This window comes from Truepera radiovictrix DSM 17093, assembly GCF_000092425.1.
GTDB lineage: Bacteria > Deinococcota > Deinococci > Deinococcales > Trueperaceae > Truepera > Truepera radiovictrix.
The window spans coordinates 27,161-41,178 of sequence record NC_014221.1 but is presented as its reverse complement, the minus strand read 5'-3'; the positions used below and the strand labels follow the sequence as shown (position 1 = coordinate 41,178).

13 protein-coding genes are annotated in these 14,018 nt (G+C 68.4%); 3 read left to right on the top strand and 10 right to left on the bottom strand.

Translation table 11 applies throughout. The annotated features are described in order from the left end of the window. Positions 1 to 73 precede the first annotated feature (73 nt). Positions 74 to 2,974, bottom strand: coding sequence for an S-layer homology domain-containing protein (locus tag TRAD_RS00190; RefSeq protein WP_013176560.1), 2,901 nt, complete (start codon positions 2,972 to 2,974; stop codon positions 74 to 76). Between the two features lie 618 nt (positions 2,975 to 3,592). On the opposite strand from TRAD_RS00190, the gene thyX reads away from it, so the two are divergent. Then, a complete protein-coding gene (thyX, locus tag TRAD_RS00185) occupies positions 3,593 to 4,462 on the top strand; it encodes an FAD-dependent thymidylate synthase (protein WP_013176559.1) in 870 nt (289 codons plus the stop codon). A gap of 18 nt (positions 4,463 to 4,480) precedes the next feature. After that, a complete protein-coding gene (locus tag TRAD_RS00180; RefSeq protein WP_013176558.1) occupies positions 4,481 to 4,939 on the top strand; it encodes a 23S rRNA (pseudouridine(1915)-N(3))-methyltransferase RlmH in 459 nt (152 codons plus the stop codon). Between the two features lie 34 nt (positions 4,940 to 4,973). Here TRAD_RS00180 and TRAD_RS00175 read toward each other — a convergent pair whose 3' ends face one another. Continuing rightward, positions 4,974 to 5,297, bottom strand: coding sequence for a metal-sulfur cluster assembly factor (locus tag TRAD_RS00175; protein WP_013176557.1), 324 nt, complete (start codon positions 5,295 to 5,297; stop codon positions 4,974 to 4,976). A gap of 63 nt (positions 5,298 to 5,360) precedes the next feature. Beyond that, on the bottom strand, positions 5,361 to 7,025 hold the full coding sequence (locus TRAD_RS00170) for a vWA domain-containing protein (RefSeq protein ID WP_013176556.1): 1,665 nt from the start codon (positions 7,023 to 7,025) through the stop codon (positions 5,361 to 5,363). Between the two features lie 448 nt (positions 7,026 to 7,473). Between TRAD_RS00170 and TRAD_RS00165 the strand changes: the two genes are divergently transcribed. After that, complete coding sequence (locus TRAD_RS00165) at positions 7,474 to 7,971, top strand: DinB family protein (RefSeq protein ID WP_013176555.1); 498 nt, start codon at positions 7,474 to 7,476, stop codon at positions 7,969 to 7,971. Positions 7,972 to 7,991: 20 nt separating this feature from the next. Here TRAD_RS00165 and TRAD_RS00160 read toward each other — a convergent pair whose 3' ends face one another. The 7 genes from TRAD_RS00160 to nadD all read right to left on the bottom strand — a co-directional run bounded on the left by TRAD_RS00160 (position 7,992) and on the right by nadD (position 14,000). Continuing rightward, the gene (locus TRAD_RS00160; protein ID WP_013176554.1) at positions 7,992 to 9,662 is read right to left on the bottom strand and encodes an acyl-CoA carboxylase subunit beta; all 1,671 of its coding nucleotides are present in this window, start codon (positions 9,660 to 9,662) and stop codon (positions 7,992 to 7,994) included. A gap of 382 nt (positions 9,663 to 10,044) precedes the next feature. Then, positions 10,045 to 10,647 carry a phosphoribosylanthranilate isomerase gene (locus tag TRAD_RS00155; protein WP_041947345.1) on the bottom strand — a complete coding sequence of 201 codons (603 nt, stop codon included), beginning with the start codon at positions 10,645 to 10,647 and terminating at the stop codon, positions 10,045 to 10,047. Positions 10,648 to 10,765: 118 nt separating this feature from the next. Then, positions 10,766 to 11,104: a YraN family protein gene (locus tag TRAD_RS00150; RefSeq protein WP_013176552.1), complete on the bottom strand. Its 339-nt coding sequence runs from the start codon at positions 11,102 to 11,104 to the stop codon at positions 10,766 to 10,768. A 5-nt stretch (positions 11,105 to 11,109) separates the two neighbouring features. Beyond that, entirely contained in the window at positions 11,110 to 11,472 is a 363-nt protein-coding gene (gene rsfS / locus TRAD_RS00145; protein ID WP_013176551.1) for a ribosome silencing factor, read from the bottom strand. A 31-nt stretch (positions 11,473 to 11,503) separates the two neighbouring features. Further along, the gene (locus tag TRAD_RS00140) at positions 11,504 to 12,826 is read right to left on the bottom strand and encodes an LCP family protein (protein WP_083770691.1); all 1,323 of its coding nucleotides are present in this window, start codon (positions 12,824 to 12,826) and stop codon (positions 11,504 to 11,506) included. Positions 12,827 to 12,859: 33 nt separating this feature from the next. Next, entirely contained in the window at positions 12,860 to 13,453 is a 594-nt protein-coding gene (yqeK, locus tag TRAD_RS00135) for a bis(5'-nucleosyl)-tetraphosphatase (symmetrical) YqeK (protein ID WP_013176549.1), read from the bottom strand. Beyond that, complete coding sequence (nadD, locus tag TRAD_RS00130) at positions 13,428 to 14,000, bottom strand: nicotinate-nucleotide adenylyltransferase (protein ID WP_013176548.1); 573 nt, start codon at positions 13,998 to 14,000, stop codon at positions 13,428 to 13,430. The genes yqeK and nadD overlap by 26 nt, the downstream gene beginning before the upstream one ends. Positions 14,001 to 14,018 lie beyond the last annotated feature (18 nt).

The following is a 14,018-nucleotide window of genomic DNA, read 5'->3' as shown; positions in this document are numbered from 1 at the left end:
CTCGGGGACCAAAGCAAGAACCCCGCCGAAGCGGGGTTCGTATCCGTCAGGCCGTCTGGTCTAAACGCGGGGTTTAGAACTCGACGGTGTAGCGGATGGCGAAGGCTTGACCACCGGTGAGGCCCGGGTTGGGGCTTGCCGGGGGGTTGGTGTTGGTGTAGGCACCGTAGGCGAGCTCGAGGCCGTAGTAGTTCCAGACGACCTCGTACCCTTCGGTCGACTGCGTCCCCGTCCCCGGCACGTCGCGACGGGCCGCGTTGCCGCCACCCGAGATGTCGCTGGCGAAGTCACCCGAACCGATGGTGTTGGGTTCGACGACGATGTTCTCGCCCGTGAACGAACCGTAGCGGACGCCCAGGCTGCTCTCCGGCAGGAGGAACTCGGTGAACTGGATGCCGACCGAGTACTGCAGCACGGTCGCGGTGTAGTCGTCCACATCCGCGGCGACGTCGAAGTGGTCGGTGTTGCGGAAGTTGACGTTGGCCAAGAAGCTCGGGGCGAGCGGGAGGTCGAGGGGCTCGGTGGCGAGGCCCGTACCCGCGCGCAGCTCGATGGTGTCGTCGGTGAACTGGCCCGCGCTAAAGCTGCGGTCGAAGCCGACGTAGGGCGAGAGCGCAAAGGGGCCGACGGTCACTTCGGTGTCGACCGTCGCGGCGGCGATGCTACCGCTCAGCAGGTCGTAAGCCACGTTGAAGTTAAGGCCCGGGACGAGCGCGTTGGCGGCCGCACCGTCGTGCTCGACGCCGAGGCCGACGCCGGCGACGTACGCCTCGTTGCGCCTCGCGGGGTCAAGCGCCTCGACCTGCTGGCCGTCTAAGGTCACGACGTTGTAGAAGCCGTACACTTCGATCGCGCGGAAGACCTCGACGCCCAAGCGCGCACCGTAGGCGAAGACCTCCGTACCGGTCACCGGCGCGCCATCGACGCCCGTTTCGGTCGCGGGGTTGGTGATGGTGTAGGTGTCGACGAAACCGGTGAGGTTAAAGATCGACAGGCCGACCGTCGCCTCGGCGCCGTAACCGACTTGGTCGAGGCTCCAGGGGAAGGTGTCGGTGTCGTACTTGAGGCCGTACCAGAACTGCGGGATCGAGCGGTAGTTGGCCGAGAGGCTGCGCAGGAGCGGCAAGCCGGCGGCTTCGGTGTCTACGGTCAGCTCGGCGTAGACGAGCGAGGTGCTGTCGATCTCCTGGACGACGGGGATACCAGCGGCGCCCTCTTCGAGGGGGTTGCCTTCGAAGTCGACGAGGTTGCCCTCCTCGTCGCGCAGCACCTGGTTGCCCTGCTGGAAGAGGGCGCCCTGCGGGATGTCGTTGGCGGCGTACTCGAACTCGAGGTTAAAGACGCTCAGGTTGACTTGACCGTCCAAGCTCCAAGCGGTCACCTCGATGTTGTCGTTCGCGGCGTCGGCGTTGTCGCCGGCGTTACCCGCGATCTGACCGACCGAGAAGCCCCCGGTCATCGAGAAGTCCGGACCCGAGAAGGGCGTGAGCGTACCGCGGACCCCGCGGTAGTAGGCGTCGGTCCAGGGGTTGGGCTGCGGCGCGCCACCCAACGAGAGCTGCGGCGCGCGGTGGTCGGGGAGTTCGACCGGGTCGTTCTGCGCGTCGCCGCCCTGCTCGTAGACACCGTAGGCGAGCTCGAGGGTGGGCTGCAAGAAGGCCAAGAAGTCGGGCGAGCCGATCTCGACGCGGAAGCCGGGGCCTAGGCTCTCGAAGACGTAGGCGGAGAAGTCCGCACCGGGCTCCTGACCGAAAAAGAAGTTGATCGGGTCGGCGCCGATGGGGCCCAAGGTGGCGGTGATCCCGGTGAACTCGAAGACGTAGCCGGTGAAGTAGTTGTCGGGGTTCGTGAAGTCGAAGGTGGGGTCGGTGATATCCGCGCCGCTCTGCAGCACGCGCGCTTCGCGGAGCCTGAGCGCCACGGTCGACTCGAACTGGTTGAGCCCCGACGCGGGCGCGAGGCCGCGCTCGGCGGAGAAGTCGACGTTGAGTTCGAGCACGGGGCGGAAGCGGCCGCGCTGCTGGAAGATGTCCTGGCGGTCCTCGGCGCGCTCACCCATGTCGGTCTGGTCGCCGTCGTCGTTGAGGTCAGCGGCGCCTGTGGTGAAGAACGAGGGCGCTTCCTCGCGCTCTAGGCCGACGCCGAAGATGCGGTCGGTGTCGAAGGGGATCTCCGCACCGCTCAAACGCCGCACGTCGTACTCGAGGCCGATGGAGCCGCTAAAGGCGACGGCGGTCGCTTCGAGCTCGGTGACGCGCGTTTCGAGGTCGTCTAAGCGCGCGCTCTGCTCGGCGTCGCTGGCTTCAAGCGCGGCGACGCGCTCGGTCGTCGCAACCTGGTCGCGGCGCAGCAGCACCACGAACTCGCGCAGGTTGGCGATGTCGCCGGTGTTCTGTTCGATCTGCTCCAAGAAACCGGGGTCGACCTCACCGCCAGTCGCGAGCGCCGCGATGTCCTCGTTGAGGATGGTGACGAGGTCGGTGAGCTGCTGGATCTGCGAGGTGTTGCTGGCGACCTGCTGCTCGAGCGCGGCGAGCCCCTGCGAGGCGGCGATCGCGGTGTCGAGCTCCACGCGCAGCGCGTCGAGCTGCGTCTGCAGCTGCGCGACGGCGTCGGCGTCGGCGCCCGCGGCGCCCGCAAGCGCCTCCTCGAGCGCGGCAATCGCCTCTTCGTTGGCAGCGACGTCCGAAGCGAGCTCCTGCAGCGCGTTGCGCACCGTGTCGAGGTCCTCGGCAGAGAGGAATTCGCTGTCGATGAGGTCGAGCAAACGGGAGACGACGAGCGCCGCTTGGTAACGGTTAAAGGGTTCGTTACCGCGGAAGGTTCCGTCCGGGAAGCCGATAATGATGCCTAGATCGGCCAGCCGCGCAACGGCCTCTTCGGCGTAAGACCCTTCCGGAACGTCCGGGAAGGACTGCGCCGCAGCGCCGCTCACGATGAGCAGAGCTAGGGTGGCAAGAAGAAGCTTTTTCATGTGACTAAACCCCTTGAACGTGGTGTGTCGTAAACAGTCAGCGGGGGTTGCAAGGTGCCGCGCCGAGTGTCCGAGTTTCCTCTGACGCGTCAAAGACGTCGGATCCGCTGAGAGCTTGTCCTCGCACAAGAGCCGGTTCAAGTGGCATCACACCTCCTTTCGCAGCGACCCTTTGGAGAAACAAGTCACGGCAAGTATTCCACAGGCCCGCAAAGGTGTCAAACGATATGAAGCGCTTATGAGACACTTCGCGTTCCGCTCAACGCGCCCCCGAAGCGCTTCCCAAGGTCGCTTTTGCACTGCGGCGGGATCTAGCTCCGCGCAGGACATGAACGACGACCCAGCATTTCACATCAACCTCTCATCGCTCGCGTTCACGCACCACACGGGGTTTTTCGCGCTTCGGCCACTTTCTGATGGCGCTACTCTCAGCGGCTCCGGGAGAGCCAGAACCTTCTGCGGACCTTACTGACGAGGCGTTGAGCGAGGTTGACCTACCATGCTCACAGCATGATACGCAACCTGAGAGTGAGTTGAGCAAAAAGTATACAGTACAACACTTGAGCGTGTGGCAGCGAAGGGGTGCACATCGCGAGGACGGGTTGATAAGATACGCTTATGACACCCCCCCCCCACGCCGCCGACGACCCCCAGACCGAGCCGCTTTTAGACCGCGAATACCGCGTGCTCGACAAGGGCTTCGTCCGCCTGGTGGACCACATGGGGGGGGACGCGCGCATCGTGCAAGCCGCGCGCGTCTCTTATGGCGCGGGCACCAAGAGCACCCGCGAGGACGCCCAACTCATTGACTACCTCATGCGCCAGGGTCACACCAGCCCCTTCGAACAGGTGGTCATGACCTTTCACCTCAAGATGCCCCTCTTTGTCGCCCGGCAGTGGCTTAGGCACCGCACCGCCCGCGTGAACGAGCTCTCCGGGCGCTACAGCGTGCTGCGTGACGAGTTCTACGTCCCCGAAGCGCTAAGGGGCCAGGACGAGAGCAACAAGCAGGGCTCGGCGGGGGCGCTCGGCGAGGAGGCCAACGCGCAGCTCCTAGCGGAGCTCGTCGCCTCTCAGGCGCGCGCCTACGACACCTACGAGGCCCTGCTGGAGGCGGGCGTGGCGCGCGAACTCGCCCGCATCAACCTGCCGCTGTCACTCTACACCGAGTTCTACTGGCAGATTGACCTGCACAACCTCTTTCACTTTCTCAAGCTGCGCTTAGACCCTCACGCGCAACGTGAAATCCGCATGTACGCCGAGGCGCTTCTAGCGTTTGCCAAAGGGGTCGCGCCGGTCGCGTGCGCGGCGTTTGAAGAGCACGTGCTATGCGCCAAGACGTTCTCCAGGGGTGAGCTCGAGCTCTTGCGCGCGGCTATTGACAGCGGCGCACTCCAAGCAGCCCTGGAGACGAGCGACTTGCGCGCGTCACGTCGGCGTGAGCTGCTGGAGAAGCTGGGCTTTGCCGACGCGCAAAGGTTGGCCTAGCAACCCGCCGCGCACCCCGTGAAGTACCGCGTCGTCGCCATCGGCCGACTCAAGCGCGGCTTCTACGCCGAGGGGTGCGCGCACTACGCCGCGCGCCTCAAGGCTTACGCGCCGCTAGAGCTGCTCGAGCTCAAAGAGGGGCGCGGTCAGGACCTCGAGAGCGTCAAACAGCAGGAGGGGGAGGCGCTCTTGGGGGCGGCTAGGGGCTACCTCATCGCGCTCGACGAACGCGCTCAGCAGCGGCGGTCCGAGGCTTTGGCCGAACGCGTCACGGCGCTTGAGACGCGCGGGGTCAGCCAGGTCAGCCTGCTGATCGGTGGTGCGGCTGGGCTGAGCGAGCTCGTGCGGGAGGCCGCTGGGGAGCTCTGGAGCCTCTCCGCGCTGACGCTCCCGCACGAGCTCGCGCGGCTCGTCCTGTTAGAGCAGCTCTACCGCCTCGAGACGATCCGCGCCGGTCACCCTTACCACCGGGCGTAGCGCTCGTCGCCGCGCGGCGCGGCGTTTAGAGCTCCTAGAAGTTAAAGCCAAACATGCGCATCTGCTTTTTGCCGTCCTCGGACATCTTCGCGGGCGACCAGGGGGGGGACCAGACGAACTCGACGTTGACCTTTTTAACCCCCTCGACCTGCACGCAGGCCAGCTCCGCGTCCGCTTGGATCATGTCCTGAACGGGGCAGCCCATGCTGGTCAGGGTCATGTCGATGTCGACCTCGCCACCCTCTTTGACCTCGAGGCGGTAGATGAGCCCCAGGTCGACGACGTTCACCGGGATCTCGGGGTCTTTGACGACCTTGAGCGCCTCGAGGAGCGCCTCTTTGCTCGGCAGTTCGCTCATGGCCTCAGCCTAGCAGATGCGCTTCCCAAAGCGAGCGTCGTGTGAGGCGCGCCCGAGGCCGCGCTACGCGCCGCGCCGCAGACGGTAGCCCAAACCGCGCCCGCGCGACCAGAGCAGCCACTCGGCGAGCAGCAGCGCTACCGCTACCACAAGCAGCCAGAACGGCAAGCGCGCGCCGGTGCGCCCCTGGGGGGGGGACGCGGCAGGGCGCGCGGCCTCCGGCGGAACGCGCGGCTGTGCGGTGACCTCGAGGCGCGACTCCGCAGCGCTCAGCAGGCTCGCCGCCACGGTGCGCTCACCCACCTCGAAGAGCCCCGGCGCTAGCGCGCGCGCCCCGCCGCCTAGCGGGGTGCCGAGCGGCAGGGGCGCGTCGGTGCGCCCCTCGGCGACCGCGTTCGCGAGCAGCACGGGAAAAGCGGGGCGGCGGACGAGGTCGGTCTGCGACGGGTAGAAGGGGAAGAAGAGCACCGTGCGCCCGTCCGCGCGCCAACGCAGCAGCGCCGGGGTGAGCGCGCTCGTCTGCGCGAGCACCTCGGCCTCCGCCAGAGGGAGCGGCGACCACGCCCGCAGCTGCTCGGCGCTCGCCAGGGGCAGCACCACCCCGGCGAGGTCGACAAAGCGCAGGAGCGGGTCGCTCCGCACCCAGTCGGCGACGCGCCCGTAGGTCGGCGCTTCCTGCGGGGGCGCAAAGAGGATCACATCGCCCGCGGGGAGCGGGTCGGGCGGCAAACCGAGCCAGACGGTGAGCTCAGCCTCGGGCAAGCTGTCCCCCTCGCGCAGGAGCAGGCTCTGCACGGCGACCCCCGGCATCGCCCCGAGGGCGCGCTCCACGGGGGTGCTCGGCGGGCTCACGAGCGCGCGCAGCTCGCGGCTGCCGATCCAGGCTTCGTTGTCGAGCGCGAGCGCGTCCTCGCCCAAACCCTCGAGCCGCGCGCGGTAGACGCCGCCGGTGTCATCGACCGGCACCGAGACGTTGGCCTGGCCGCGCGCCGGGACGAGCACCGTGGTGCGGACGCTCTCATCACCGCGCTCGAAGACGAGTTCGAGCGTCTGCGGGTAGGGGGTATTCGACACCACCGAGGCGAAGAGCCGACCAAACGCCGCTTCGAGCGCGCTGATCCCCACGTTCGGAACCTCTGTCCCGACGGGGTGCACGTAGACCTGCCATCCGGGGGGCGGGGCCTGGTCGCCGATCACGTGCAGCTCCGCGTCGGGGGCGAGCGTGCGGGCGAGCTCGAGCGCCTCCCCGAGTGCGGCGCTTGCGTCGGCGGCCTCGAGCCCCGAGAGCGCCGCGCGCACGGCGGCGTGGTCGCTGGTCAGGGGTTGCACCACGGTCGCGGCGAGACCCGCGCGCACCACCGCGACCTCACCGGCGCCGCCAAGCAACCCCTCGGCGAGCGCTACCGCCTGCGCGAGGCGCGTCCCCTGCGGCTCCTCGGCGGCCATGCTGGCCGAAGCGTCGAGGATGAGGATGCGGGGCGGGACGGCGGGGCGCCCGAACTGCGGTTGCGCCAGAGCGAGCGCTAAAAGCGTCACGAAAAGCAGCTGCGCGACGAGCAGCCACGTCGGTGAGAGGCGCCGGCGCTGCGCGGCCGCCTCGCGCGCCTGCACCCACAAGAACAGGGCCGAGACCCGCTCGGTGCGCCGGCGCGCCCTTAAAAAGTGGAGCCACACGATGAGTGGCAGCGCCGCGAGCAACCCCAGAAAGAGCGGTTGCGCGAAGCTCAACGCGCTCCTCCCCTGGGGCGACGGACCCCGCGGCGACAGGCACGCGCATCGGTCGCACGCCGCAGGGGTCGGCGCGGCCGCGCGCCTCGGGGCAAAGCACGAACGAGCATGATGCTTTAGCATACCGCTGCGACGCTGCGCGGTCAGCCCCCAACCCTACCTCCTGCTACCTCCTGAGGTCGCTCTGCGCCACCAAGCTGAGCGCCGCCCCCACCCTCGACCCGAGGGTGGGGGCGGCCTCACCCCCTCGCCCTGCCGCTACTTTCGTAAGGTGACGGGGGATGTGGCTAAAGGTGTGCTCTACGCTGAAAGCCGCCCCCCCAAACTCGGTATAACGGTGTCAGGAGGCGAGGTTGAACACCCGGTCTGCGAGCCACGCCACGACCCCACTTAGCGGTCGCCCGACGCCTTCGGGCGCGCAGAGCCGGCCGTGGCGGGATGGCATCCGATGAACCTACGCGACACCACCCTGCGCCAGACCCTCGAAAAGCTGCTTCGCGGCGAGGGCGCGCACGTCAGCCTTCTGGGCGCCCTCGAAGGGCTCCCCCCCGAGTGGCGCACCCACCGCCCACCCGGGTTGCACTCCATCTGGCAGCTCCTCGAGCACGTCCGCATCGCGCAGCACGACCTGCTCCACTACACCGTCGACCCCGCGTGGCGTTCGCCCGAGTGGCCGGGGGGCTACTGGCCCGAAAACCGCAGCGACCTCCCCGAGAGCGCCTGGCAGGCCGCTCTGGAGGGCTACGCGCGCGACCTCGAGGCCTTTGTCGCCCTCGTTCGCGACCCGACGTGCGACCTCGTTGCCCCGCTCCCCCACCACCCCGAGCACACCCCCTTGCGGCAGGTTCTGCTCGCGGCCGACCACACCGCCTACCACGCGGGGCAGATCGTCGACTTGCGGCGGATGCTGGGCGACTGGCCGCCGAAGCGCCGTTCGCGCAGCTAGACCCAAAGACTCACGGCGCGCTAGACCTGAAACACCCCTAGCTTGAGCGCCTCTTGCTGCGGGTTAAGCGCGCAGACCTCGAGCGCGCGGATGAGGCGTTCGCGGGTCTCCAAGGGCAAGATCACCTCGTCGACCCAGAGCCGCGCGGCGGCGTAGCGGATGTCGAGCGCGCGGTCGTAGTCGGCCTTGATGCGCTCGTAGAGCTCCGCGAGGGCCGCGTCGTCGGGCGTCACCCCGCGCCGCTTAAGCTGCGCGACCTGGATGTCCAGGATCGTCTTGGCCGCCTGCTGCCCCCCCATCACGCTGTAGCGCGCCGAGGGCCACGCGTAGAGAAAGCGGGGGCCGTAGGCCTTGCCGCACATCGCGTAGTGCCCCGCGCCATAAGAGCCCCCCAAGATCACGCTGAGGCGCGGCACGACGCTGTTGGAGACCGCGTTGACGAGCTTGGCGCCGCGCCGGATGATCCCCTCGGCTTCGCTCTCCCGCCCCACCATGAAACCCGTGACGTCGTGCAAAAAGAGGATGGGAATGCCCGCTTGGTTGCAGTTGAGGACAAACCGGGCGGCCTTGTCCGCCGCCTCGGCGTAGATCACCCCGCCGACCTCGAGCCGCCCCTTGTTGCGCACCACCAGGCGCTGGTTGGCAACGATGCCGACCGAGAAACCGCCGAGCCGCGCGGTGCCGCAGACGATGGTGCGGCCGTAGCGCGCCCGGTACTCGCTAAACTGCGAGGCGTCGACGAGCCGACCGATGACCTCGCGGACATCGTAGGGGGCGGTGCCGCCGTCGGCCGGCACCAGGCCATAGAGGTCGTCTGCCGGCAGCTTCGGCTCGCGGCTCTCAGTGCGCCCCAAAGCCCACGGGGCTTGAGCGGCGGGGGCGTAGCTGCCGGCGAGCGTCCGCAGGCGCTGCAGAGCGTCCGCGTCGCTCCGCTCGAGGTAGTCGGCGGTGCCGGAGACCTCGGCGTGGAGACGGCCGCCGCCCAGCTCCTCGCTCGAGACGTTCTGACCGATCGCCGCTTTGACGAGCGCCGGACCTGCCAGGTAGAGCCCCGACCCCTCCGTCATCACCAGCGTGTCGCACATGACCGGCAGGTAGGCCCCGCCCGCCACGCAGTTGCCCATGATCGCTGCGAGCTGCGGCACGCCGGCGGCGCTGAGGCGCGCGTTGAGGTAAAACACCCTCCCGAAGTCGTCCTGGTCGGGGAAGATCTCATCTTGCATGGGCAGATAGACCCCCGCCGAGTCGACCAGGTAGATGACCGGCAGGTGGTTTTCGAGCGCGATCGTCTGCGCCCGGATGACCTTTTTGGCGGTGATCGGGAAAAACGCCCCGGCCTTGACAGTCGCGTCGTTGGCGATGATCAGCCAGTTGCGCCCGGCCACCCGCCCGATCCCCGTGACCACGCCACCAGAGGGCGCACCGCCGACTTCTGGATAGAGCCCGTCGCCGGCGAAGGTCATCAGCTCGTCGAAGGGCGTACCGGGGTCGACAAGCGCCGCGACGCGCTCGCGCGCCGTTAAGCGGCCCTTGGCGTGCTGCCGCGCTACCGCCCCCTCCCCCCCGCCGGCGGCGAGCCGCGCGCGGTCGGCGGCGAGCTGGGCAGCGAGCGCCTTCCAGGCTTTGCGGTGGGCGTGAAAGGGTCCCTCGCGGCGTTCCGTTAGCGTTAGGCTGCTTTTGAGTTCGTCCATAGGTAACCGACGTGGTCACGAGGTGCCCCTCACACGCGCCAACGAGGGGGTGGTCAGCCCACGACCGCCCCCTGACCCTCGAGCACCTCTGTGACTTCGTCGCTCAACCTCCTCGGCACGGCGTTGGGGTGTTAGCGCAGGGTACGCAGGTTAGTGTACGCGAAACGCTGTGGATAAACCCCGCTCGAGCTGTGGATAAGTTTCGCCCTTGACAAAAGGGTGACAGTTCTGCTAGGCAGCCCGCGCTTTACGAAAACCGCAAAAAGCGCGTCCAGCACGAGCGTTCTCCCGACCACCGAAGAAAAGTGGGGTGCTGCACGGCGCAAAGCGCGTTATCCACAACCCCGGGCGAAGCTGTGGATAACGTTGAGGCACCACCCGCTTAAAGCGACTTCGCGGCGCGTACAAAATCTTGTACTTTGCGGGGGTCTTTGACCCCCGGGCGGAGCTCGACCCCCGAGGCTACGTCGACCCCGTAGGGGCGGAGCGCCGCGATACCGGCGGCGACGTTGTCGGGGGTGAGCCCGCCGGCGAGGAGGAGGCGCGGCCACCCCCGAAAGGCCGCCGCCGCCGCCCACGAGAAGCGCTCCCCGCTGCCGGGGGTGAGCCCGTCGAGGAGCAGCGCGTCGGCGGGGTAGCCGCTCAGCGCCGCGGGGTCGAGCTCGGGGGAGAACCCCACGGCGCGCACGACCCGGACGTGCCGCTGTAGCGCCGCCGCATAGGGGGCGTCTTCGCCCCCGTGCAGCTGCACGGCGTCGAGGCGAAGCGCCCTGACGCACGCCACGACCTCCTCGAAGGGGGCGTCGACAAAGACGCCGACGCGAGCGATAAAGGGTCCCAAGGCCGCGCTCATCTCCCTGGCCGCTTCGAGGGTCACGTGGCGCTTGGAGCGTTCGGCGAAGATAAACCCCACCGCGTCCGCCCCCGCGGCTTCGGCGAGGAGCGCGTCCTCGGTGCGGGTGACGCCGCAGATCTTGACGCGCACCGCCCCCACTAACGCCCCCCCTTGAGCGCACGCCGACACCCCGGGCCAGGGAGGCGCCCGAGCGGGAGGGGCGTGGAGTTGCGGTGTGGGGTGTCCAACGTGGCACCGTCCAAGAGGGCTAGAGAATTCTTTGCAGGTGCTCGAGCCGGTAGCGCTCGCGGCTCCCGGAGACCAGTACGGCGTCGAAGCGCAGCGGCAGATCGTCGCGGCCGTAGCGCTCCGCGAGGTAGAGGAGCGCGGCCTGCTGGAGCCGCCTGAGCTTTTGGGGCGTCAGCTGCTCCGCGGGGGTGCCGAAGCGGTCGCGGCGGCGCTGCTTGACCTCGACGATGACGAGCACCCCTTCGGCTTCGGCGATGAGGTCGATCTCGGCCCCGCGCACGCGGTAGTTCTCGGCCACGACGCGGTAGCCCAAGCGCTGCAGGTGCGCCTTAGCGACCTCCTCGGCCCAGTGCCGCACGCGCCTTAAGCGGGCGGGGTGGCGGCCGGCGGCGTCGGCGTCACCTCGAGCCGTTCGGCGTCAGCCCACAGGCCCTCGAGGTCGTAGAAGTCGCGCGCTTCGGGGCTCATGATGTGCACCACGACAAACCCGTAGTCGAGCAGCACCCAACGGGTCGAAGGGCCCTCGACCCCTTTGGGGCGCACCCCGACGGCTTCGAGCTTATCGCGTACGCTCTCCTCGAGGGCGCGCAGCTGCAGGCTCGACTCACCGGTCGCGACGATAAAGTAGTCGAGCGTCTCCGAAGCGCGCCGCAAGTCGAGCACGGCGATGTCTTTGGCGCGCCGATCGTCGAGGGCGTCGACGATGCGTTGGACGACGTCGGGCACGTCGGTTGCGGACAGTTTGTGGGTAATCGTGCTAACCTCCTGTGGAAACGTGTGGACTTGATGGGGGTGTGGACATCTGTGGCGTGGGCGCCTGGGCGCGCCTAAAGAGGTCGAAGCGGGCCGCGTCTTGCCCCAAGATCACCTCGATGTCGGCGTCGACCGCAAAGCGGTCGATCTGCTGCCAGCCTACCCCGAGCAGGTCGGCGTAGAAGGGGGCGGCCGCGAGGCTCTCGCGGGTGACGATCACCCGCGTGATCGCGTCCGGCGCGCCGCGGCGCACGCGCAGCTGCTCGGGCGCCACCCCGGCGGCGAGCAGCAGCTCGCGCACCCTGTCGCCGGCCCCCGGCACCCCGCTGCGGTCGGTCAGCAGCACCCGCCCCTCGGGGGTGCGCGTCACCGTGCGGGCGGTGCCGCCAAAAAGGGTCGCCAAAAACGCCTCGACCGCTTCGGGGTCGGTCTCCAAAAAGCGGCCGCTCCCCTCCATGTCGGAGGTCGGCAGCGTCGCCGCCTCGAGCGTCATCTCCCCGAGGCGCGGCAGGAGCTGCGAAAAGAGCGCGGGGCTCGCGTTCGTATCGACCTCATCGAAGTAGGTGTCGATGAGTTCGGGGAGTTTGAGGGCGGCGCGGACGTTGAGCTCTTGCAGACGGCCGAGCACCGCGTACGCGAGCGTTTTAACGTTGTCGATGCGGTCGATGTCGCCGCGCAGCAGCTCGCGGTAGCGCACAAAGCCCGCCGCCTCGGCGCCGGAGAGGCGTTGAAACCCCGGCTGCAGATCGATCTCGAGCCCCGCTGCTTGGTCGCGGTAGACCATCGCGCGGGGCACCTCGAGCTCGACCCCGCCGATGGCGTCGACGAGCCGCTCGAAGATATCGATGTTGATCACCGCGTAGTAGTCGATAGGGACCCCCAAAAGCTCGCTGACCGCGCGCCTGAGGTTGTCGGCGCGGCTCGCCGAACCATAGGTCTCGGGGTAGGCGTAGACCTCGTTGATGGGGATCTGAAACCGCGGCAAAAAGATGTCGCGCGGCACCGAGACCATGTAGATGCGGTTGCCGACGAAGTTGACGTACAAGATGGTGTCGGTCCGGTAGCCCAGGCGGGGCTCGGTGGTAAAGCTGCGCACCCACTCGCCGTCCTGCCACACCAGCGGCCCCGCGGGGTCGTAGTCGTAGTCGCGCCCCGCGACGACGAAGCTCGCCTGGAACGCGGCGCCCTCGGGGTTAAGGAGCCGCGCCTCCTCGGGGCTCAACACGGTGCGCTGCACGTCGCGGGTGAGCCAGTAACCGCAGAGCCCGAGCACCGCGATAAGAAGCCCCAGCAGCTGCACCCCACGGCTGAGACGGCGGCGTCTCACGGCCCGTGAGGGGGGCGGCTGGCGCGGGTGCGGCTAGAGGGCACCACAGATTTCGCGGTAGACGCGCAGCGTCACCGGATGCACGGTTTTGCCACGGGAGCGCAAGTAGGCGACTTTGGTGTTCACCGCACGCTGATAGGCGCGGAACAGGTTGTGCATGGCGAGCTCGCGGATGTCGTGGTTGACGCCGCGCCCCGGCTCGGAGACGTCGGCGACGTAGAGCGCCATGCCGATGCGGTTGTCGTGGGCGACCCCGAACACGTGCCCCTCGATGGCCGCGAGCACCCGTTCGTCGCTGACCCCCCAGCTCTCGGCGATGCGCCGCCCCGCGCGGCCGTGCACCGCGAGCGGGTGTTCGCGCTCGAGCTCGGTCTCCGGCGGCGCGAGCGCAAAGAGCTCCTCGGCGCTCAGGTCGCGCGCGACGTCGTGGAGAACCGCCGCCAAACAGGCCGCGCGCAGCTCACCGCGGTCGAAGCGGTTGGCCTGGGCGATCGTCTCGGTGAGGATCGCGACGCGCACGATGTGCTCGAAGCGCTTCGGCGTCACCCGCTCTTTGACGCGCTCGCAGTAGGGCAGGATGCTGGGGCGCGTACAGGGGCTGTTAACGGTAAAGAGCGTGTTTCTCAAGGTAGGTCTCCACAAGCTCTGGGACGAGGTAGCGAACCGAACGGCCCTGCGCGAGCCGGTTGCGGATCTCGGTGCTCGAGACGTCGCACGCCCTGAGGGCGAGGGGGTAGACGGCCTCCTTAAAAGGAGACGCGACGTTACTTAGAGTATACCCCGGACGGGGGATGGCGACCATGTTTACTAACCGTACGAGCTCCGCGGCGCGGTGCCACGAGGCGATCTCGGCGTAGGCGTCGGCGCCGGTGATAAAAAAGAGGCGCGCGTCCGGGTGCTGCGCGCGCACCTGCACCGCGGTGTCGAAGGTGTACGACACCCCGCGGCGCTCGAGCTCGAGCCGGCTCACGCGCAGCTGCGGGTGCGTAAGCGTCGCGAGCACGAGCATCTGGTAGCGGTCTTCGGCGCCCGCGCAGGTGGGTTTGTGCGGCGGCGCTTTGGCCGGTACAAACCACAGCTCGTCGAGCGCCAGCGCCTCCAGAGCGCCCTGCGCCGCGAGCAGGTGGCCGATGTGCGGCGGGTCGAAACGCCCGCCGAAAAGCCCCAACCTCACCCCGGGCTCCCGGCCACG